The organism is Microbulbifer maximicatervae (SeqCode), from assembly GCF_052467695.1.
Map to the genome: position 1 here is coordinate 3,962,911 of NZ_CP174320.1, position 20,299 is coordinate 3,983,209.

Genomic DNA, 20,299 nt, shown 5'->3' on the forward strand with positions numbered 1-20,299 from the left:
CCAGGTCGGTCGGCAGGGCCAACAGCTCGCTTACTCATTATTCAACAAGCTAATTTCGTGAGCGGTCTCGACGATTGGCTGGTACATTGAGTTGTCGGCTTTGATAAACCCTTTGCGGGGAAATGCGGCAAGTAGTTTAGGGTCCCGCATATTCAAAATCGCCTGCTGGACCTTGTCTAAGAAGCCGTTGCCCCAGGTTTCATCGACATCCCCACGAATTGTCCAGTTGTAATCTGGGTATCCTGGGGTTTTCCAGATTACTTGCACCTTGCTTTCATCCACTTTGCCGGCTTTCTTTTCATTTTCCCACACCTTGTGATTTAGGGCGCCAACCTGATACTTCCCAGATTGCACAAGATCCAGGGTATTGGAGTGGTCACCTCCAAAGCCCACACGGCTGAACACCTCGGCAGGGGGCTTACCAAACGCTTTTCGAATAAAGTATTCCGGCATTAGACGTCCAGAAGTGGAGTGCTCTGAGCCAAAAGTAAATGTCATACCTTCAATACCACGGGGGAAGTCTTTTGAGGGAGTGAGTTCAGTACTTTTATTCGCAATAAAATAGGAGGTGAATTTTTGATCTCCTTCTCCCTGGGCAATGGCCTTAGCGCCAGGCTCTGCAATACGGGCTTGCACCCCGGTAAATCCGCCAAACCAGGCCAATTGGACCTTGTTATTTTTAAAGGCTTCAACCGTATCGCTGTAGGACTTCACCGGTAAGTACTTAACTTCAACCCCAAGCGCGTCGGACAAATACTTTGCAACTTTGCCAAAGCGTTTTTGTAAGCGCTCCGGGTCCTGGTCTGGAATGGCAGTGAAAACAAAAGGTTTTGGGTTTTCTTGAGATGATACGAAGGGTACGCCGCACAATATAACGAGGCTTAGAATAAACACGGTTAAACGCTTTAACATTCTTTTGGTCCTCTGCGGATCTGTAGTTCAAAATTTGTAGGATAAAACTAAAAGTTTAACTATAGGCGTTATATATAGATCAGAATGTTTGGAAGAAACTGTATTTCTCTGTTTGGGCTAGCAAAATTGAGATGGCTTTCTACCATTTATCCGCAATATCTGAGTTGTTGAAATAATTGACACATATTTAGGCCTCTACAGGTGTTTATTATTATAGGGTCTCTTCCTTTGTAGGATGCTTTCTGTGCTAAATAGGCCCGCCACACAAGCCAGGGGAGTTACGGGGTTGTTTGGAGGCTCCTTAGGCTCTAGAAAGAACCTTTAGTGTAAAATAGGCAGTTTATGCCAGCACTTGCGGAGTCGAAACATAGAATGAGTGAGTATGATGATCAGTTTAATCTGCGCAAGCGGCACCCATTTGGTAGAGTCCATCTGCTAATCAATGAGCTACAAAGCTATTTGGCCACGCAAACCCTGAGAAACTCACTGGATATCAGCTACGGAGATAGCCCCGGTGAAAAGGTTGATATATTCCCTGCTAAATCTCCTAATGCACCGGTTTTTGTGTTCATCCACGGTGGGTATTTCCGGGCGCTAGATAAAAAGCAATACCGGTACATTGCCAAGCCCTTTGTAGAGGCCGGGTGTACAGTTGCTTTGGTCAACTATGATTTGGCGCCCGCCGTCAGTGTTAAAGAAATTAATGAGCAAAATATAAAGGCATTCTTATGGATATATAAGAATATTGATCGCTGGAATGGCAACCCCAGTAATATAGTGGTCTGTGGTCACTCTGTTGGGGCCTTTCTTGTCGCTAAAATTTTAGAATTTGAGTGGACACCTGAAGTCCGTAGCTCTATTAGCGGCGCTATTATGTTAAGCGGGCTCTATGATTTAACAAAGATGAGGCAATCTTATCTCAATGAATCTCTGCGTTTATCAGAAGATGACGTTACTAATTTGAGTCCCATTTTTGGCGATATTAGATGTTTCACCAAAACGATTGTTGCAGTAGGTGATGATGAGACTGCGGAATTTATTGATCAGTCAAAAAGATACTGTGGGAAGCTACAGCAAACGAAAAGCCCGTGCGAATATATACTTTTGAAAAATAAAAACCACTATACTGTATCGCGTATGTTAAGCAGTAGAAATAATGATCTAATGAATAAGATACTGGATATCTGCGGTGTGAATTGAGAGAGGGTATGACTTAGCGCTCAATTTATCTAGTTTTGAATATATGTTGGGATTAGTTCTAATCAGGGAGCCTCTTAAGGCCCTCAGGGATAATGCTGAATTATGCCGAGACTCCCTGACTATCAACTAGCTTTAGTTTCTCCAGCAAGAGATTGTAGGTAGGAGCAGCAATAGCCAGCGATTAACCCTAAAAACCAGGCAATGATATTACCTACAAGTGGCAGTCCTCTTAGCGATACCACCACAAATGCAACGGAGAAAACTGTAACTACAAAGGCAATGCCGCCTACCACTGGCTGCAAAAGGGTATTGACTATAGCTGCTGTCATTCCCATCAATATCCCTAGAGCAATACAAACCCCGCTGGAGATTGCACTTGAGGCAGAATTTGGTTGGGTAAAGAAAGCAACCCATCCAACAAACATGGCCCAGGGAGGAAGTTCTAGCATATAGCAAGTAAATGCTGCTGCACTGGCTACGGTCGCAGCGATAAGGGTGTCCCTGATGTATTTACCCCATAGTACCGGTGATTGAGCGGTCATTGGCTTTTTAGTCCTAAATCATCCCAGCTCGCATAACGCTTAGCTGAGGAATGTTAAATAGAAGGGTGATTGCTTGTGAGGCTAGACAAGTCCACCATTGGCTCGTATGACCTGTCCATTGATCCAGCCACCTTGCTCACTGACTAAAAAGGCAATGGTATTTGCAATATCTTCAGGCCTGCCCAAGCGCTCAAGTGGCGACATTTTGGCAAGAGTATTCACCATTTCATCGGTCTTCCCCGACAGGAATAGCTCGGTAGCGGTGGGCCCTGGGGCGACGGCATTCACAGTGATATCTCTCTCCCGCATTTCCTTGGCGACTACCTGGGTCAGAGCTTCAACAGCTGCTTTGGTCGCCGCATATACGCTGTAATTCGGCATACACAAGTCGACGACACTCGAGGATAAGTTGATAATGCGGCCGCCTTCTTGAAGCCTTGCGGTGGCTTCACGCATGACATTGAAGGTGCCCTTAAGGTTTACAGCTACCTGACGATCGAAATCATCTTCTTCACATTCTGCCAGAGGGGCTAGCTTCATAATGCCCGCATTATTGATGACACTATTGATTCCGCCAAAAGTGACTTCTGCCGAGTTGAATAGGCGCGAAACCGCCTGTTGATCACTGATATCGGCTTGGGCAGTAACCGCCTTGCCACCCTCGGTTTCAATGCGGTTTACCAACTTTTCGGCAGCTGAAATATTACTTTCAAAGTTCACCAGAATGGTAAAGCCATCCTTTGCCAGGCGAGAGGCGATCGCCGCGCCTATGCCACGGGAAGCTCCTGTTACCAGTGCCACTTTCTCCATAATGATCTCCGTAGTGATTACTGGAGCCGCCCTTGCAGCTCCCTGATTTGGCTGTATTTCCATACTATTCGTGTTATTCATGTAGATAATCCGGCTAAAATGGAATCTATTGTTCCAAATAAACAAACAATAGGGCGATATGGATAAGCTGGATGCGATGCGCTTGTACGTGCGGATTGTGGAGCGGGGCAGTTTTACAGCCGCTTCTACTGATCTTGGTATTCCGAGGTCGACATCGACTCAGGTCATCAACCGGCTGGAGAAGCGGCTGGGAGTCAGGTTGTTGCAGCGATCGACTCGCAAGGTCAGGGCAACACTGGATGGGGAACTGTATTATCAGCGCTGTATTTCAATACTTGCGGACGTAGAGGAAGCAGAAGGGGCATTTACAGGTTTATTGCCAGGCGGTGAGGTGCGGGTAGATGTACAAGGGACTATTGCCCGTCATTTTGTTATGCCGCAACTCCCCCAATTTTTTGCCCAGTTTCCTGACATTTCTTTGGTAATGAGTGAGGGGGATCGATGGGTGGACTTAGTCCAAGAAGGGGTCGACTGTGCTATTCGCTATGGACACTTGGCAGATAGTGAGCTGATTGCCAGGCGTTTAACCATGCTGGAACGGCTTACATGCGCATCGCCGCAATACCTGGAACACTACGGCCACCCAAGCTCTTTGGAACAACTGAATGGTCACCGTGTTGTAGCGCTTCGTTCTATAACGACTGGGAAGTCTACGCCGCTCTCTTTTTGTCTTGGCGATAGGGTAGAGACGTTGCAAGTTCCGGCGCAATTGACGGTAACTGGGACAGAGAGTTACTTAGATGGCGTTAAGCGGGGGCTCGGATTAGCTCAGTTTCCAAAGTTTCATGTAGAAAAAGAGTTGGATGCAGGAAATTTAGTTGAAATATTGCCCAATTTTCGCCCGCCCAGCGAGCCGGTATCGGTTGTGTTCACCCAGAATCGCTTTTTATCTCCCAGGGTTAGGGCATTTATTGAGTGGCTAAGTAAAATATTTTCAGTTTCCATTTAAAGGATTGTGATTAAGCTTTCATTTGAATTTAATTTTCCAAAAAGTTATCTGCTCTTCAGATAGTAACTTGTCAAAAATTTGCGAAATTAAATTATCGGTAGGCGTAAGAATATTTTTTTAGTTAAGAATCATATAGAGTAGCCGCGCACTGTGGATTTCAATAAGTATTTCTATTCAGTCTTTTAAAGGCTGCATTAATAGATTTATTTTTATCTTTAGTGCGGATCTTTCTAAATTGATTTTCCGAGAAGCAGATACAGGGAGTATGTCTGTGAAAAGTTTTAAAATTCTTGCGCCTTTCGTGTTGCTATTTTCTACATTTGGCGCTCATTCAGAAGAAAATGTGCATGTTGTTTTTGAAGCTTCCATGAGTAAAAGTAGATCAAATATAATCTCACATAAAACTAAAAAAAGTTTAAATAATAAGATTTTTAGCTTGAAGCCCGGTAGTACCCTTGAGGTTCCCAGTGAGTTCGGCAAGCAACGGTTTACCTTGCAAAATATTCGCTCAACAAAAAATAGGGCTTCACTATCTGCATTTTCTGAGGATGGAAAAGGGTTTATCACCTTAGCCGAGAACAACGGTAGAATTGTTGGCTCAATACAATCTGAAGGTAGGCTCTACAAAGTGAGACCTGCCGGAAACGGTGCGGTTACAATCGCTGAGGTTCCAGACAATTCACTTGTCGACCATGATAGTAACTACTTTGAAGAAATGGATTTTACTTCCAAGGTTGGTGCGCTAAACACAACCTCAGGAATTGCGACTACTGACTCTGGTGGAAAAATAACCGTTATAGTTGCTTATACCGATGCCTTTGAGGCAGACGCCGGTGATGTACCCGCCTACATGGATTTATTGGAAGAGGAAACCAATGTTTCATTTGCCAATAGTGAAGTCAATACCTCGGTAGAAATTGTTCACGCTTATAGAACCAGCTATGCAGAAAGCGGTAGCTTCTATGTGGACCGCGAGTACTTTTCGAATGACGCATATCCAGAAACTAAAGAACTATACGAACTTAGAGACTTGTATAGTGCAGATGTAATGATTGTTTTAACCGGCAATGATTTGTACAGCGGATCATGTGGACTGGCTAAGACGATCTACGCATCGGAATCAACAGCCTTTGCTTTCGCAAGGGAAGGGTGCGCAACGGGGTACTTCAGCTTTGCCCATGAAATTGGCCACCTACTGGGAGCCCGACATATTATCTACAGTGATTCGAATATGGAGCCGTTTGAATATGGCCACGGCTACTGCAATACCACCCCTTCAACTTGGAGGAGTGTGATGGCCTACAATTGCCCGTCGGATCGAGGCGGCCCCAGAATTCAGCAGTGGTCCAACCCGGATATCACAATAGATGGAGACCCTACAGGCACCTCCAACCTTGAAGATAATGCCCGGGTTATCCGTGAGCGCGCCTGGGAGGTTGCCAACTTCCGGGTCGATGGGGAAAGTTAACGGCAAATTTATAAAGTAGCCGCTAGCAATGCAGAACTGCTAGCGGCTTCAATCGGCGATACCTTTTAATACGACTGCGTTAAGCTTTAGACTCTACATCCCTGGTCTTCTCGAACCAAAAGTTATAGAAGTCTTCAGTCACCAGCTGTTCGATATTGGTGGCTTCCTCTCGGGGGCAAAAGACGGTTACCGTGGTTACATCGTGGCCAAGTTCATTCGTTGTGATACAGACTTTGGCATCAGGCCCCGACAGCTCAACGCCCATGCGATTCTCAATCAGGTTGCAGTAGCGTTCGGCAACTTCACGGAAGGACTCGCAGTGTTCTTTAAGTCGCTCAGAGATAAACTTCTTGGCCTCAAATGGATTCATTCCTTTGCTTTCCCGGGTAATCGAAAAGGTATGCTCGATATACCGGCGCATAAAGTTCAGGTTCTTTACCGGTTGGGTAAAGAAGGCATTGTTAGGGATATACAGAGTTGTTCCTGTATAGCCATTGCCCAAACCGTGCGGATCGATTTCCAAAAGGGTGGTGCTTAGCCAGTCACTATCGGTGACTTCACCAAATTGATTGCCGACTTTAATCCAGTCTCCCACAGTAAACGAGCGCATGTTTGCCTGATACAAGCCACCAACGAGGCACTGCACCCCCTCTCTAAGTGCCAATACAATTGCCACAGAGAAAGCGGCAATGGATAGGGCAAAGTCCCGGAGTTCGCTTACCCAAATTGCCATCAGGCCAACAACCAACAACAAGTTGCCAAGGTTATGTACGGTATTTATACGGCGGCGCTTATCCGCTTTTTGCCAACTACTTCGTGCTATTACTAGCGTGAGCAGACCACGTAATAACATCACTACTGAGATCAGGCATATAGTGATAAATAATTTGCTATCCAGGATATGCGCTAAGAACTCTGGTTTCATTCGGGACAGGGACCTCACAGGAATTACTGGACCACCAATTCATATGGCAACGCCTAGCACCCCTTTATGGAGGTAAGAGTGCTATGCCGGTCAGGTGGGTGTTAATGGGAGCAAAGAAGGCGGGAATTTATCCCTGGTGCTACACCTTGTAAATAGGATTTTGTAAATACGGATAGACTTGGCCAAACAGCAACAAATTTAGGCTGCTTAGCTCTATAAAGTTAAAAATGCAGGATGTTTCTATCGATAATCAGGGTTAGGGAAGTCGGGCTTACAGCCGGCATCCCAGGCGGAGCGCTGGTTGCCATGGGCGGGAATGCCCCCAGCTTCTTTTATCATTCGCGCCATATGCATCAGATTCCAAGTCATAAAAGTGGTGTTGCGATTGGTAAAGTCGTTTTGTGGACCACCGGAACCGGGGTCAAGATACGAGGGGCCGGGGCCAGCTTCTCCCACCCATGCCGCATCTGCCTGGGGAGGGATAATATAGCCAAGGTGTTGCAGAGAGTAGAGAATATTCATGGCGCAGTGCTTTGCGCCATCTTCATTGCCGGTGATAAGGCAACCGCCCACCCGGCCGTAGTATGCGTACTGGCCTTTAGAGTTCAGGTCAGCTGAGTTCGCATAGAGCCTTTCTATAGTTTGGGTGCAGATAGAGGATTTCTCTCCCAACCAGATCGGCGTGGTTATAACCAGGATATCTGCGTCTTCAACCCGGCGATAGAGCAGTGGCCACTCATCAGTGTCCCAGCCATGCTCCGTCATATCCGGGTAAACACCAAAAGCGATGTCGTGATCAACAGGGCGTAAAACCTCAACTGAGACTTTGTTGCGCTCCATGATTTCCCTGGATATGCGAATTAGACCGTCTGTATGGGAGAGTTCAGGCGTAGGCTTTAGAGTGCAGTTGAGGAATAGCGCCTTGAGGTCGGAGAAGTCCGACTTGCTAGACTTGCAGTCTTCAATTTGTTTCTGATTTAGCTTCGTCATTTAAGGCCTCCTTGCCACAATTTAGATAATAGCCTGAGTTCTAATCCCGTGATTTCAACGAGGATACGTTGAACTTTACCCAAATAGATCTGCGACACGGTGTTAGTCCATATAACTTACGGGGATCAGGCTTCGACTTATCCATCCAGGGTCCGCTAGGGAGCGTTACTATTGGCGTGATTCGGCTTGCCCCGGGATTATCTAACCGTAAAGCTGCGCCTATATTTGACTGACTACTATCTTGGAAGTCACCATGAAAATAATCAATCAGCTATTACTCCTGTTTCCCTCAGTGCTTCTGACTCTTGTTGCTACTCACGCCAATGCCCAATCGGAAGCTAAAGATTCCTTGGAAGGAGTCTGGTGTGCAATTGAAGGTGAGTCGTTTATTTTTTACGAGCACAGTCCAGACGCCTTTACCTTAGAAAAGGAGCAGATTTGCCGAACTTTTAAAGTTCTCAAGCAAACAGGGGTGGGTGGTGGTGGTCGCTATCTTGAGGTAACGAAGAAGCCGGATGTTAAACACCAACTAACTGCAGTTGAAGAGAAGGTGAATGAGACCACTATAGCTAAAGATATCGGCATCTTTGCCTATATGAAGAGTGGCAATAGAATTCAAGTGGTAGCTGTTGATGTGTCCGATGAGAGCGTTACAAATTTGACCCTCGATGGCAGTGGCACTATGCGAGGTTTTATCGAGGAGGTTACTGCTGATAGTACCGCTAAGAAGGGTCATGAAGCTCATGTTGGTGTGTTGTTCTTTCGGAGGACTTCCTCGTCAATACCCGAGACCTTTGATCAGGACTGGGAATCAATCTTCAATGAGACCCATATCAAGCAATAAGTGCTTGGGCCTAATGATACTGCCGGGGATACGATGTCATTACCACAACTAAACAATTCAGCAAATTAGCTAAAGATCGTAATTCTATTAAGGCGGTATCGTCGATACCTTTGCGAAAGGCGACCTAGTGCGATTTTTCATGCCTACTCTAGCCAACCATTAAAGACATTTATTAGGAGTGTTAAAAATATAGCTAAAACCCAAGGGCATAATTGATTCTATATTAATCTAACCTAGTATTATCAACGGCCCATCACTCTCAGCAAGAAATGAAGATATAGATTATGCAGGTTAATTCAATGGAGTTACCAAAATATTCCGAACTTAAGGCGGTGCTAAAAGATGTCGTAAAAGAACAGAATGGCGGTTTTAGCTTAAATATGTGGGCAACGGTAGTTGATAGAGATGGAATTGTTAGAGCTGTTGTATTTTCCGGCGAAGATAGAGGCGACCAATGGCCCGGTAGCCGCGTCATTTCAGCGCAAAAAGCAAATACAGCAAATGCTTTCAGTCTGCCAGGCCTACCCTTATCGACAGCAAACCTTTTTACAGCTGTTCAGCCTGGTGGAAGTTTGTATAGTTTACAACATAGCAATCCAGTTGATACCAATGTTGCTTATGGCGGGCTACCCAATGATATTGGTACAGAACACGACCCAATGATTGGTGAGAAAATTGGAGGCGTTAATGTTTTTGGTGGTGGTTTAGCGCTGTACAAAGACGACGGCAAGCTTCTTGGAGCAGTTGGGGTAAGTGGTGATAGTTCATGTGCGGACCATAATGTTGCGTGGAAAGTTCGTCATATGCTCAAGATGGACTACATACCTGAAGGGGTGAGTCCTAGCAAGGACGATAACATCGCCAATGACATTGTGGGTGGTGTTAGCGCTGGTGGTTGGGGGCACCCTGCCTGCTCGCCTGAAGCAAGTGACATTGCCAAAAAACTACCTAAGACACATCCGACTAGATCTAAAAACTAAATTACTTTAGAGCAATTCAGGTAATGAACTGACTTGGCTCTCCATATGTACTTAAGTTGATCGGCTAGTCGCCGATATCTACTAGTGTAAACTGATGAAAAAATCTAGCTGTAAGGGTGATAAATAGGCTACCGATCCAATCAATACTAATAAACAAGAGCCTCTTTTATTGCAACTGTAAACGGGAGATAAGATGGTGGCGACGCCTATAGGCGCCGCAAACGGGTAGGGGGATCTATTTATTAGTCGTACTATTAGTGAACTCCCGAAGCTGAATATGATTGCCTTCAGGGTCAGCTATATTGCAGGCTTTGAATATTGGATTTGACCACTCTCCGTCAAGGGATTTGCCACCTAACTCTATTGCTTGGTGCCGTGCCTTTGTAAGGCTTTGTACTGCTATAAATACTTTGACTGTATTAAAATTTTCTTCGGGAAGTTCAATAGGGGGAGTATGCACAACAATATTGAAACCCTCTCCGCCCAAACTAACCAGTTCGTTTGTTTTATGAAGTACAGACAAGCTGAACATATTTATATAGAATTTTGACAATTCATTGATATCATTTGCGTATACAACGACACCAAATTTTGCGGGTCCGCTCATGTTTCCTCTTTACTCATACTTAAATTCTTCGTAGCGATAACTTCTATGTTAAGTTATCAATAGTTATTTTTAGCAACAACAAATTAGATAAGGCTTTTCAGTGTGGCTCAGCTCAGGGCAGCTTGGTGCATATTATATTGATCTAGTGTCAATTAGTTGAGAGTTGTTAATCAATCAAGAAAGTTGAAACTGCGCTAGAGCGTTTGCCTTTCGTTCCACTGTATACGCGTTGAAGACTGCTAAGGCGTTTTGGATTTCTGGAGGTCGAGGATGAATGTAGTAGAAGGTGATTTAATCAAAATGGCACTTGAGGGCCATTTTGATGTCATTGTTCATGGGTGCAATTGCTAGTGCCAAATGGGAAAGGGGATAGCCTTAACTATTAAGAAGCTTTTCCCTGAAGCCTACAAGGCGGACTTGGGTACAGAAAAAGGCTCACGATTTAAGCTGGGTACGTATTCAAGTGCTTACATATCACAGTTAGAGGCCAGCTTTACGGTCGTCAATGCTTACACTCAGTTTCACTGGAGAGGAAAGGGGTAATGGCGGATTATGAGGCTATACGCAGTGTATTCACCAAAGTTAAGAAAGATTTTCCGGGGAAGAGGATTGGGTATCCTCTAATAGGTGCGGGGCTTGCCGGTGGAGATTGGGAGGTAATTTCCAGCATCATAGAAAATGAACTTGAAGGCGAAAATCACACACTTGTTAAGTTTGTGCCGTAACAAGCCCCCAGGCTGATTACTTCCGCACATATACCGCCCGCCTGAAAGGCGGGACTTGCCAGCAGGTCAATAACAACTTCTTAAGATAATAGTTCCGACATCTTCTTCATCAAGATAGCTGAGGCGTTGTCGGTAAACTGTTGCCCCTCCTCAATATACTCCCAGACAGTGGCGTCACTCTTCCAGCCACCTTGCTTCTTGATTAGCTCAAAGCCAACTTTTTCTCGCGCAGCAGAAGTAGACAGGCCTCGGCGAAAGCTGTGGCTGCTGAGTTCGGCAACAAAGTCAAAACCGCAGGCTTCCCCGAGATTTTTCAGTAGATCGTTGATAGCTGTGGGGTTTAGCTGTCGACTTTGCACCGTATCCCAGCGATTGACTGACCGAAATACAGGCCCAGCTCTAATGCCACTAACATCCAGCCAGGACTTAAGTGCTCGTGCGGGACAGATTTCAGGGGTGCCGTAGGGAAGGGCGCGCATCATACCCTGACCACTTTGATCCGTTTTTGATTTGGGCAGGCGAATGATCAAGCCTTCCTCCTCCCATATCAGGTCTTCAACCTGGATCGCCACCAACTCACTACGCCGGAAGGCACCGAAGAAACCTACCAGCACCAATGCCAAGTCACGGGTCTTCTTCTTGGAATCTGGTTGAGAGCGCAACTGTCGGGTGAGGGTGGCAATGTGTTCGAGGCTCAGCGCCTTGGCTTTTTGCTTGGGTTTTCCGTGGGTGCGGCGAATGCCGCGCATGGTTTTCTGTACCAGTGGTTCAGCGACTGGGTTGGCAATGCCTTGATAAAGGTGCCACTGGCCTATGGCGGTTAGGTGCAAATCCAGGGTGCGCGGGTTCAATTGCTCGGCTCGACTCAATAGATAGCTAACCAGTGAATGGCTATCGACGGGGAGTCGGCCTCCCCATTTCTCGAACTGGCGAATGGCAGACCGATAGGCTTTGCGAGTGCTGTCTGAAGTCGCTGCTCGCAGGTACTTCTGAATGTCACCCTCAGTCAGAAGTGCTCCAGCCCCGCTAGATGTACTACCGAGCGGGGATTGAGCTTGGATTTTGGTTGAAGCCATAGGCTATTTTCTCATGAATTCTGCGTCACCCGGAAACCACTATTTGTACTGAGGGTACGTTAAAGGGGGATTCCCTTACTTTTATAACCTTCGATAAGAATCATTATCGAAGGTTAGTTAGGTTAATTCAAGAATTGGTTTATTTTTATATGTTATGTATTATTACGTAATACGTAATTTGGTACAAAATAATCTGAGGGAAGGTTAATGGCGCGCACAGGGGTCACCTATCTGGACATTTTTGAGGCAGCAAAGGCGATTAAGGCCCGGGGCGAGGAGCCGACAGTTGATAGGGTGCGCGCTCATCTGGGGACAGGGAGTAAAAGTACAATTGCGCCGCTTCTAAAGCGGTGGAAAAGCGAGAGTTCCAGCAGCATTGATGTCAGCGGCTTACCTAAAGATTTGGTGGAGGCGCTGAAAGGGCTTCATCAGCGTATCCAGGGGGATGCGGACCAGAGAGTGGAGCAGGTTCAGCAGGAATTTGAAGCTAAAGAGCTGGAGATAACAGAGAGACTAAATGAAGCTCAAGAGACCAGTAGCAAGCAAACCGCATTGATTCGCGAGCTGGAGCAGAAGCTTTCAGCTTCTGAAAGTGAGAAGCGCCGCCTCAAAGTTACCCTGGGTGAAGCTCAGTCAGAACTGGAAAAAAGTGAGTTTCAATTGGAGCAGGCCTCGGTTCGAGTTGAGGAGCAGAAGGCCTCAATTGAAGAGATGAAGCAGGAGAATCGCGATGTGCGCGAGCACTTTGAGCACTTCCAGCAGCGAACAGCTACAGACCGGCAGCACGAGCGAGATCAGTTTCGATCTTCCAGTGAGCAACTTAAGGGGCAGGTGGCTTCACTGGCGGAGCAGCTCGGGCTAGCGGAACAGAAGCTTTCTGAGCAGGGCCTTCTGTATAAGCAGGGGCAGGCATTAATTACTGAACTCAATCGGGAAAAGCAGGAGTTGCGTGAAAATATAGGCGCCGCTCAAGCCGAAGCAGCAAACTATAAGCGGCAGGCTGAAGAGCAGGCAGCAAGCGCTGAATCCCAATCTTCTGAAATTACACGATTACAGGATGAGGTTACCCGCCTCCAGAGCAGCGGTGTAGGACAAGCTAAAGAGATTCAGCTTCAGCAAGTATCTTTGGAAAGACTGGATGCGGAACTGGGCGCTACAAAAGACCGGATAGAGGTCTTGTCAGACGAGAATCGTATCCTTCTTCAGGAGAAGGCAATGCTGCAAGGACAGTTTGCTCAACTGGAAAAATCTTTGGGTAAGCAGTAGTTCAGAACCCGGCAGGCTGGGGCGGTCGTCAGTTGATAGCCCCAGTTCAATTGGTTGTCGCACCTAAACAGATGTGACAGCAGTAAAATTGAAATACGTTGACTAGCTGGTACTATTGGAGATAAGTAAAAGCAAATTTAGCTGTAGTTAACCTACCTATCCTTATATAAGCTCTATTCACTAACGCCGCATAATAAAGTTCCTTATATAAAGTCCCACTTGCTTTTATTTGCCGCGGTTTGCAAGGCATTTGGGAGGCAAGTGTTGTCCAGTCATTTTAGAGAGATCATCGATAAACCCACTTTTTTTGGTTCATTGGCGCTGCTTCTGGCAGTGACAATCCCTTTGGTACTGTTCCCGGAAGTGGGTGCCGCCTGGGTTTTAGCCGCTAAAGGTTTTGTTACTGACAAGCTAGGGGTTTTCTATCTCGCACTGGGTGTCGGGGCAATCCTCTTTATGGTCTATATCGTGTTTAGCGATATCGGCCAGATCAAGCTGGGGACGCCTGAAGAGGACCCAGAGTTCTCCACGATATCCTGGGCGTCAATGCTTTTTTGTGCGGGTATCGGTGCTTCGATTCTCTACTGGTCTATGGTTGAGTGGATCTACTACTACCAGACTCCACCGTTCCAGGTTGAAGGAGGCACTCCCGAGGCTGCACGCTGGGCTGTTGCCTACGGTATTTTCCACTGGGGTCCGCTGGCATGGTCGATCTACCTGATTCCCGCTTTGCCGATCGCTTACTTCTACTACGTTCGAAACCATAGCGTGCTGAAAATTAGTGAGGCGCTGATGCCCGTTTTGGGGGAGCAGCGCGCCCAGGGCGGACTCGGCAAGCTGATCGACGTGCTGTTTATCTTTGGTATGTTGGGCGGCGGTGCTACGACCTTGGGAATTGCTGCGCCGCTGATCACTCAGGGGGCTCATGAACTCTTGGGCGTGCCCACCGGGCTGGGAACCCAGGTTGTAGTGCTGATGATATGCACGGCAATCTTCGGCTATAGCGCTTTTGTTGGGCTTAAGAAGGGTATCCGCGCACTTTCCAACCTAAATATGTGGTTGTCTATTGTACTCCTTCTGTTTGTTTTCCTGGTTGGCCCCACCTTATTTATGTTGAACACCGGCTTGGATGCCCTAGGTCGTGTCTTGGATAACATCTTCCATATGGCTGCCTGGACTGAGCCATTTGCAGAGTTTGAGCAGTTCCCGGATACCCATTTTCCCCAAGACTGGACCATCTTCTATTGGGCGTGGTGGTTGGTTTTCGCTCCCAGTGTCGGCTTGTTTATTGCGCGTATCTCGCGGGGGAGAACCATTAAGACCATGGTGGTTGGCTCCATTTTTTATGGCACCTTAGGCTGTTTCCTGTTCTTTATGGTGCTGGGGAATTACGGCGTCTACTTACAGTTTTCCGGTGAGCTGGATGTGGTTGGGATGCTAAATGAGCAGGGCGCAACTGCCGCAATTTTTGCCACACTCAAGACACTTCCCGGCAGTAAACTGGTGATTCTGGTATATACGGTGCTCGCCCTCATCTTTACTGCAACTACATTCGATTCCATCTCATACATTCTTGCTGCTGTTGTGCAGAAAGAGGTCGATGAAGAGCCGGCTAGATGGAACCGCCTGTTTTGGGCATTTGCGCTTTCACTGATGCCGATAACGCTGCTGTTTTTGGGCGGCCTGGATACACTGCAAACTGCCAGCGTGATCGGTGGTGTGCCGCTTTTAGTTGTTGCTTTGCTGCTGTGCATATCGATTGTGAAAGCCGCTCACTTTGACCTGCGCTACCAGCCGAGCTACGAAGAGAAGGAAATCTATATTGAAGAGTTTCCAGAGGATGATCCCTGGACAGAAGAGGGCAACTGGGAGGTTCCAGCCCAGGCAGAGCACGGCGTATCCCACGATGACAAACCCCATATAGAGGGCGATCCTGGAAGCCATCCATCTCGACTTTAATAGTTGGGCAGCAGGAGGAGGCCGAAGCCTTCACTCCTGCTCCCCATCAAATTCTGATACCACTTTATCGACACAATGTTTTCTGAGGAGAGTAGCGTTTTTTATCGAGTTGCTCTCCTCAAAACAGCGATTCAATTGCTGGGTATATCGGTTAAATAGTTGTTTTGCACTCTCCTTTGGCAAAGTTACAAGGCGGTTAATGAACTGACGGGAGCCAACCTGGAAGTGCATATAATCAATCGGGACATTCCAGTCTCCACCCCAGACAGCGAAGCCATGCCTGGCAAAGATTGTGGTTACATCTTCAGACATCCCCATGCGGGTTGGCTTTCCCGGACGAAACTTTGCCCGGTTTAAATATCCCTCTGTTGCATCCTTAGGGATTACTTTGGCCCGGGTGTGTTTATCAATATACAGGTAGGGGTTTTGTAGGGGGTTAATATCAATAGCGACACCATAAGCGTGCTCAGACCATCTACTCCCACCTGTAATGGGACGCGAATCAAAGGCCAGCGTGTTGTTTCGATCATCTGCCATTCGCTCTTGCAGGGTAAAATATTCGACAGGAATGGCTGACTGTATTGGAAAGCGAGATCGGGAGATCTCACCAAATAAAGACAGGACGTTCTCGGCAACGATATCAAGCACAACAACGGCGCCTCTGCGGTATAGATCAGCTTCGATGCCAACATTATCCTGAGCAGGGGGATCTAAGAGAGGCGTATAGTTGAAGACGACTCTTTTCAGCCTTTCACAGCCAATAGGGGAATTGTTCCGAAGAACCTGCCGGAGCTTCATCAGCTCACAGTCTTCTTGGGAAATGTCGTAAATCCCTACCTTTGCTTCAGGTTCAAAATCATTAACATTGATATTCCTATCTTGGTCCTTGGTGCATGCAAATAGCACCAGGCCCGCAATGGCGGCGATAGCCTTCTTATACATATCGCTTCTCGGTATTCCTTTGGGAAAGCCCCGTTTCAAATAGTATTTGAGTATGCACATCCTGTTCACTCTTGAATTGCATTTGGCCTGTTAAATCAGCACTCAAAAGGATGCTAATCACGTCATGCTAGCGGTTGGTAAATGGCAGTGCAGTGCTCGCCTTAAAGATTGGCGTCTTTAGTTTCAGCAACTTTGTTCCGGCTGGTCAAAAAATAGCCAGACTGTAATTGATTTAGCTCCCAACTCCTTCCCGTTTTGTAAGAACATCTTTTCAGAAGGAACCCTTGTTGAATAAGGGAACAAAGGATCTCATAGACAAGCCCACCTTTTGGGGCTCTTTTGCATTGCTACTAGTGGCGACAGTGCCCTTGATCCTCTTTCCCGAGGAGGGTTCTTTATGGTTATTGGCAGCTAAAGATCTGGTAACAGAGAAGTTGGGGGTCTTTTATCTCCTGCTTGGCCTAGGTGCGATGTTATTTGTGCTGTATATCGCCTTCAGTGATATCGGCAGGATAAAGTTGGGAGGGGGGAAAGAGGGCCCCGAATTCTCAACTCTATCCTGGGCTGCCATGTTGTTTTCTTCCGGTATTGGCGCGTCGATTTTATACTGGTCGATGGTTGAATGGATCTATTACTACCAGCAGCCACCGTTTCAGGTTAAAGCGAGCTCAGCGGAAGCCGCACGCTGGGCAGTCTCCTACGGTATCTTTCACTGGGGACCGCTGGCTTGGTCTATCTATCTGATCCCCGCACTGCCAATTGCCTATTACTACTATGTGCGTAAACGCAAGGTTCTAAAGTTAAGCCAAGCGCTCGCGCCAGTATTGGGTGATCGTAGCGTGGGCGGGCCCATTGGTAAGCTTATCGATACTTCCCTGGTATTTGGCATGTTAGGGGGCGCGGCTACACGGCTTGGTATTGCGGCGCCGCTGATTACTTTGGGATTGCATAAGCTATTTGGGGTTCCTACTGGGGTGGGATTTCAGGTTGGGGCACTGATATTTTGTGCGCTATTGTTTGGTTACTGTGCTCTTGTCGGCGTAAAGCGCGGCCTTAGTGTCCTATCAAACTTTACAATTTTTCTCTCACTCGTCTTGCTGCTCTTCGTGTTTATCGCGGGACCAACACTATTTATGCTCAATAGTGGGTTGGATTCCCTGGGTAGAGCGCTGCATAACTTCTTGCAAATGGCCACTTGGACTGAGTCCTTCTCTCATTTTAAACAGTTCCCCAATACTCGCTTCCCCCAGGACTGGACCGTCTTCTATTGGGCTTGGTGGTTGGTTTTTGCTCCGAGTATTGGCTTATTTATTGCGCGTATCTCCGGAGGGCGGACTATCAAGGCGATGATTCTTGGGGCACTATTTTTTGGAACTTTTGGCTGCTTCTTGTTTTTTATGGTGCTAGGCAACTACGGCGTTTACTTGCATTTTTCGGGCGAGCTGGACTTGGTGCAAATACTGAATCAGCAGGGGGCCAATACCGTGATCTTTGCCGTTTTGGATATGTTGCCCGCGAGCCAGTTAGTTGTGTTGCTGTATACGCTGATTGCACTGGTTTTCACGGTCATTACTTTTGACTCCATATCTCATATTCTTGCCGCAGTTGTGCAGAAAGAGATCCATGGTGAGCCGCTTCGGTGGAATCGAATTTTCTGGGCCTTCGCGCTGGCAGTAATGCCTATTGCTTTGTTGCTTATTGGAGGGTTGGAAGCATTGCAGGCGGCAAGCATTATCGCTGGTGTCCCTTTGCTGCTAATTGCCCTCTTGCTTTGTATCTCAATGGTTAAAGTTGCCCGACATGATTTGAGTTTGCACCCAGTAATCCTTGAAAGGGAAATTGTTTTGGAGGGGGTGGTTGAGAAAGGTGCCTGGAGTGGGAATACTGAATCAGGACAAGTTGTGTTGAGATCTGCAGAGAAGACTGGCCAGGACGGAAAAGAAGAAACACCCTAAGAGCAGACCAGTAAGATATGTCGGGGCTATCTAAAGCCCCGGCTGCACTCATAGTTTAAAGGCTAAAAGTGCGGGCAACAGAGAAGACAATTCGCTCGTCAGCAGTGCCCGAGTCGAGATTGGTATTCTCAGCGGCAACATTGAAATCAAAACCTTCCAGGGAAGTCATATACTCCACTCGATAGTGGTTGTAAGATTTTTTGCCTTCCCAGGTCCATTTGTCTTTATTGACGCTGGTAGAGCGGTCAACACTGAAGCGAACATTATGCCCCTCGGCAAACTCAAAGGTATGCGCCAGCATCATAATGTAATGACCACCGCCCGTGCCAAAGTAATCCCAGCTATACCAGCCATTGACTTCTGATTCGCCTAGAGTAGAGCTGTAGCCAAGCTTGGCATAAGCTTCCGGATAGGCGTAGTCATCAGAGAGATCATCATCGCCGTGATAGGTGTAATAGGCGATGCCGGTATCCAGGCTCACTTTTTCATTGAGCTGCATAAATTTACCGGCATAGAAGTCCCACTCCAGGTTGGTGTCGTCATCGCCACCGAAGTCTACGTTGGAAGCCCAGGTGCCGATATACCAGCCGCTATCAAAACCGTAGTCCAGACTGGCTTGCAGTGCTGGGTCGTTTTGAGTCTGGCTGACACCGTTAAAGGTGTAGTCAGTAGTCAGGTTTACAGTAGAGGACAGCTCCGCTTGGGATTGTTGGGCAAGCACCAGCAGGGAAGCGCAGGTCAGTGCAGAAAGTTTCAAAGTTGATTTCATTGTTCAATTACCACTTATTTATATTTTGTAGCCCCCGCCAAACCAGGCGGGGGATTTCAACAGTTAGCTCGCCAGTTCGATCTTGCTAAAGTCGATCTTGTTTTCTTTAGGCGAGGAGTCGATAGCTGCTACTGCCCTGAAGCGTTTCACCAGGATGTAACCCAGGCAGCAGAAGAAAATGCCAATTACCAGAGCGCCGATCCACTGGATTTGCAGGAAGTTGAGCTTGAACAGCAGGGTGAGCAGGCTCATCGCAACCAGGTTCAGGACGAAGTATTTCCACTTGCCCAGACGCTCAACGGTCATGCCCAGGTTGTCGGTGTAGAGGCGAATCAGGGAATCCAGCGAGTTGATCACGAAGGTAACACCCACAATCACCATAGCTAGGTTGTAGAAGCCACTGGTATCCAGGCCTTGGCTGGAGTAGTAGTAGAGCACGGTGAACCAGAGCGCGATGGGGATGGATGGGAATATCAGCATCGCCGCCAGTACTTGGTAAGTGCGCAGGCCGCCCACAAAGCGGGAGGTAAACTGGCCAATCATAATGCTCCAGGCAAACCACCAGAACAGGTAGAACTCGTGGTAGTCATTCAGCGGCAGCACGAACTGGTGGATATTACCGAAGTAACCGCCGAGCAGCGCAAAGGTGGAAGCGAAGTCGCCAACGCTACCGTTCTCACCGGTAAAGGCGCCTACCCACATTACCGCGATCAGGCCAATAAACATCCAGGTAGTCGCCAAGCTGAGGAAGCGCACATAGCGCAGGCTGGTGGATGAGTAGACCGCAGCGGCGATCACGGCAAATACGATCAGGTAGAAGGTACCAACAATGGTTTCACCATCGCCAACCTGTGGCAGATACCAGGGCAGGTTGCTAAGCAGCAGGTAGGCGGTAAACGCGCAGGTACCGATAATCACTACATTGTTGATCAGCTTTACCAGGCCGATCTCAAAGAATTTAACTTTGGGCTCGATAATGCAGAAGTAAAAACAGGTGAGGAAGTAGAAACCCCAGATCAGGAAGGCCCAAAAACCAAACTCAATCGCGAGTGCGTTGGTGAAGCCGTATTCTGGGTTTGCGGTTAGGTCTGCGTAGCCACCGAACTCGGTGAGGGGGAACATGATAAGGCCTACATCGAGGCCGGAGGTGAAAAGGATCGCTATAAAAGTGAAGGTTTTGACCGGGGTCACCCCGACCATCTTCACATTTCCCCATTTAATCAGCGAGAAAATTATTGCCGTGAAGGTAAATAATAATCCCGCAGAAAGCCAAGCTGTCATGCTGAGTCTCCAGCTAGT

19 protein-coding genes are annotated in these 20,299 nt (G+C 47.3%); 9 read left to right on the top strand and 10 right to left on the bottom strand.

From position 1 onward, the window contains the following. Positions 1–30: 30 nt before the first annotated feature. Positions 31–912 carry a putative selenate ABC transporter substrate-binding protein gene (locus ACJJI8_RS17420; protein ID WP_444933156.1) on the bottom strand — a complete coding sequence of 294 codons (882 nt, stop codon included), beginning with the start codon at positions 910–912 and terminating at the stop codon, positions 31–33. Positions 913–1,284: 372 nt separating this feature from the next. Here ACJJI8_RS17420 and ACJJI8_RS17425 point away from each other — a divergent pair, with 372 nt between their 5' ends. Then, positions 1,285–2,112, top strand: a complete 828-nt coding sequence (locus ACJJI8_RS17425) for an alpha/beta hydrolase (protein WP_444933157.1) — start codon at positions 1,285–1,287, stop codon at positions 2,110–2,112. A 122-nt stretch (positions 2,113–2,234) separates the two neighbouring features. On the opposite strand, the gene ACJJI8_RS17430 is transcribed toward ACJJI8_RS17425, so the two are convergent. Together ACJJI8_RS17430 and ACJJI8_RS17435 are read right to left on the bottom strand one after the other, a co-directional pair. Then, positions 2,235–2,654, bottom strand: coding sequence for a DUF1097 domain-containing protein (locus tag ACJJI8_RS17430; protein ID WP_444917111.1), 420 nt, complete (start codon positions 2,652–2,654; stop codon positions 2,235–2,237). An 81-nt stretch (positions 2,655–2,735) separates the two neighbouring features. Next, positions 2,736–3,545, bottom strand: a complete 810-nt coding sequence (locus tag ACJJI8_RS17435; protein ID WP_444933158.1) for an SDR family oxidoreductase — start codon at positions 3,543–3,545, stop codon at positions 2,736–2,738. A gap of 58 nt (positions 3,546–3,603) precedes the next feature. Between ACJJI8_RS17435 and ACJJI8_RS17440 the strand changes: the two genes are divergently transcribed. Both ACJJI8_RS17440 and ACJJI8_RS17445 read left to right on the top strand, forming a co-directional pair. Continuing rightward, the gene (locus ACJJI8_RS17440; protein ID WP_444913738.1) at positions 3,604–4,494 is read left to right on the top strand and encodes a LysR family transcriptional regulator; all 891 of its coding nucleotides are present in this window, start codon (positions 3,604–3,606) and stop codon (positions 4,492–4,494) included. A gap of 436 nt (positions 4,495–4,930) precedes the next feature. Continuing rightward, positions 4,931–5,962, top strand: coding sequence for a M12 family metallo-peptidase (locus ACJJI8_RS17445; RefSeq protein ID WP_444933159.1), 1,032 nt, complete (start codon positions 4,931–4,933; stop codon positions 5,960–5,962). Between the two features lie 79 nt (positions 5,963–6,041). On the opposite strand, the gene ACJJI8_RS17450 is transcribed toward ACJJI8_RS17445, so the two are convergent. Next, positions 6,042–6,887 carry a mechanosensitive ion channel family protein gene (locus ACJJI8_RS17450; RefSeq protein WP_444933160.1) on the bottom strand — a complete coding sequence of 282 codons (846 nt, stop codon included), beginning with the start codon at positions 6,885–6,887 and terminating at the stop codon, positions 6,042–6,044. Positions 6,888–7,127: 240 nt separating this feature from the next. Then, positions 7,128–7,877, bottom strand: coding sequence for a flavodoxin family protein (locus ACJJI8_RS17455; protein ID WP_444933161.1), 750 nt, complete (start codon positions 7,875–7,877; stop codon positions 7,128–7,130). Positions 7,878–8,130: 253 nt separating this feature from the next. Here ACJJI8_RS17455 and ACJJI8_RS17460 point away from each other — a divergent pair, with 253 nt between their 5' ends. Both ACJJI8_RS17460 and ACJJI8_RS17465 read left to right on the top strand, forming a co-directional pair. After that, on the top strand, positions 8,131–8,721 hold the full coding sequence (locus tag ACJJI8_RS17460; RefSeq protein WP_444933162.1) for a hypothetical protein: 591 nt from the start codon (positions 8,131–8,133) through the stop codon (positions 8,719–8,721). 299 nt (positions 8,722–9,020) lie between these two features. After that, positions 9,021–9,701, top strand: a complete 681-nt coding sequence (locus ACJJI8_RS17465) for a GlcG/HbpS family heme-binding protein (protein WP_444933163.1) — start codon at positions 9,021–9,023, stop codon at positions 9,699–9,701. A 235-nt stretch (positions 9,702–9,936) separates the two neighbouring features. Here ACJJI8_RS17465 and ACJJI8_RS17470 read toward each other — a convergent pair whose 3' ends face one another. Beyond that, positions 9,937–10,308 carry a VOC family protein gene (locus tag ACJJI8_RS17470; protein WP_444897266.1) on the bottom strand — a complete coding sequence of 124 codons (372 nt, stop codon included), beginning with the start codon at positions 10,306–10,308 and terminating at the stop codon, positions 9,937–9,939. 542 nt (positions 10,309–10,850) lie between these two features. Here ACJJI8_RS17470 and ACJJI8_RS17475 point away from each other — a divergent pair. Further along, on the top strand, positions 10,851–11,033 hold the full coding sequence (locus ACJJI8_RS17475) for a macro domain-containing protein (RefSeq protein WP_444933164.1): 183 nt from the start codon (positions 10,851–10,853) through the stop codon (positions 11,031–11,033). An 80-nt stretch (positions 11,034–11,113) separates the two neighbouring features. On the opposite strand, the gene ACJJI8_RS17480 is transcribed toward ACJJI8_RS17475, so the two are convergent. After that, positions 11,114–12,109 carry a tyrosine-type recombinase/integrase gene (locus tag ACJJI8_RS17480; RefSeq protein WP_444933165.1) on the bottom strand — a complete coding sequence of 332 codons (996 nt, stop codon included), beginning with the start codon at positions 12,107–12,109 and terminating at the stop codon, positions 11,114–11,116. Positions 12,110–12,316: 207 nt separating this feature from the next. Between ACJJI8_RS17480 and ACJJI8_RS17485 the strand changes: the two genes are divergently transcribed. Then, positions 12,317–13,375 (top strand): DNA-binding protein, encoded by a 1,059-nt coding sequence (locus ACJJI8_RS17485; protein ID WP_444933166.1) that lies wholly within the window; start codon positions 12,317–12,319, stop codon positions 13,373–13,375. Between the two features lie 261 nt (positions 13,376–13,636). Then, positions 13,637–15,334: a BCCT family transporter gene (locus ACJJI8_RS17490; RefSeq protein WP_444933167.1), complete on the top strand. Its 1,698-nt coding sequence runs from the start codon at positions 13,637–13,639 to the stop codon at positions 15,332–15,334. A gap of 30 nt (positions 15,335–15,364) precedes the next feature. Here ACJJI8_RS17490 and ACJJI8_RS17495 read toward each other — a convergent pair whose 3' ends face one another. Then, positions 15,365–16,276, bottom strand: a complete 912-nt coding sequence (locus tag ACJJI8_RS17495) for a M15 family metallopeptidase (RefSeq protein ID WP_444933168.1) — start codon at positions 16,274–16,276, stop codon at positions 15,365–15,367. A gap of 287 nt (positions 16,277–16,563) precedes the next feature. Here ACJJI8_RS17495 and ACJJI8_RS17500 point away from each other — a divergent pair, with 287 nt between their 5' ends. Further along, positions 16,564–18,231 carry a BCCT family transporter gene (locus tag ACJJI8_RS17500; protein ID WP_444933169.1) on the top strand — a complete coding sequence of 556 codons (1,668 nt, stop codon included), beginning with the start codon at positions 16,564–16,566 and terminating at the stop codon, positions 18,229–18,231. A gap of 55 nt (positions 18,232–18,286) precedes the next feature. Here ACJJI8_RS17500 and ACJJI8_RS17505 read toward each other — a convergent pair whose 3' ends face one another. Both ACJJI8_RS17505 and ACJJI8_RS17510 read right to left on the bottom strand, forming a co-directional pair. Further along, positions 18,287–19,000, bottom strand: coding sequence for a TorF family putative porin (locus ACJJI8_RS17505; protein ID WP_444913749.1), 714 nt, complete (start codon positions 18,998–19,000; stop codon positions 18,287–18,289). A gap of 63 nt (positions 19,001–19,063) precedes the next feature. Further along, complete coding sequence (locus ACJJI8_RS17510) at positions 19,064–20,281, bottom strand: BCCT family transporter (RefSeq protein WP_444933170.1); 1,218 nt, start codon at positions 20,279–20,281, stop codon at positions 19,064–19,066. Between the last annotated feature and the right edge of the window lie 18 nt (positions 20,282–20,299).

Bases quoted from the DNA above. Each gene is read 5' to 3' on its own strand.
- ACJJI8_RS17420 (WP_444933156.1), bottom strand. From the start codon at position 912: ATGTTAAAGCGTTTAACCGTGTTTATTCTAAGCCTCGTTATATTGTGC.
- ACJJI8_RS17425 (WP_444933157.1), top strand. From the start codon at position 1,285: ATGAGTGAGTATGATGATCAGTTTAATCTGCGCAAGCGGCACCCATTT.
- ACJJI8_RS17430 (WP_444917111.1), bottom strand. From the start codon at position 2,654: ATGACCGCTCAATCACCGGTACTATGGGGTAAATACATCAGGGACACC.
- ACJJI8_RS17435 (WP_444933158.1), bottom strand. From the start codon at position 3,545: ATGAATAACACGAATAGTATGGAAATACAGCCAAATCAGGGAGCTGCA.
- ACJJI8_RS17440 (WP_444913738.1), top strand. From the start codon at position 3,604: ATGGATAAGCTGGATGCGATGCGCTTGTACGTGCGGATTGTGGAGCGG.
- ACJJI8_RS17450 (WP_444933160.1), bottom strand. From the start codon at position 6,887: ATGAAACCAGAGTTCTTAGCGCATATCCTGGATAGCAAATTATTTATC.
- ACJJI8_RS17455 (WP_444933161.1), bottom strand. From the start codon at position 7,877: ATGACGAAGCTAAATCAGAAACAAATTGAAGACTGCAAGTCTAGCAAG.
- ACJJI8_RS17460 (WP_444933162.1), top strand. From the start codon at position 8,131: ATGAAAATAATCAATCAGCTATTACTCCTGTTTCCCTCAGTGCTTCTG.
- ACJJI8_RS17465 (WP_444933163.1), top strand. From the start codon at position 9,021: ATGGAGTTACCAAAATATTCCGAACTTAAGGCGGTGCTAAAAGATGTC.
- ACJJI8_RS17470 (WP_444897266.1), bottom strand. From the start codon at position 10,308: ATGAGCGGACCCGCAAAATTTGGTGTCGTTGTATACGCAAATGATATC.
- ACJJI8_RS17475 (WP_444933164.1), top strand. From the start codon at position 10,851: ATGGCGGATTATGAGGCTATACGCAGTGTATTCACCAAAGTTAAGAAA.
- ACJJI8_RS17480 (WP_444933165.1), bottom strand. From the start codon at position 12,109: ATGGCTTCAACCAAAATCCAAGCTCAATCCCCGCTCGGTAGTACATCT.
- ACJJI8_RS17485 (WP_444933166.1), top strand. From the start codon at position 12,317: ATGGCGCGCACAGGGGTCACCTATCTGGACATTTTTGAGGCAGCAAAG.
- ACJJI8_RS17495 (WP_444933168.1), bottom strand. From the start codon at position 16,276: ATGTATAAGAAGGCTATCGCCGCCATTGCGGGCCTGGTGCTATTTGCA.
- ACJJI8_RS17505 (WP_444913749.1), bottom strand. From the start codon at position 19,000: ATGAAATCAACTTTGAAACTTTCTGCACTGACCTGCGCTTCCCTGCTG.
- ACJJI8_RS17510 (WP_444933170.1), bottom strand. From the start codon at position 20,281: ATGACAGCTTGGCTTTCTGCGGGATTATTATTTACCTTCACGGCAATA.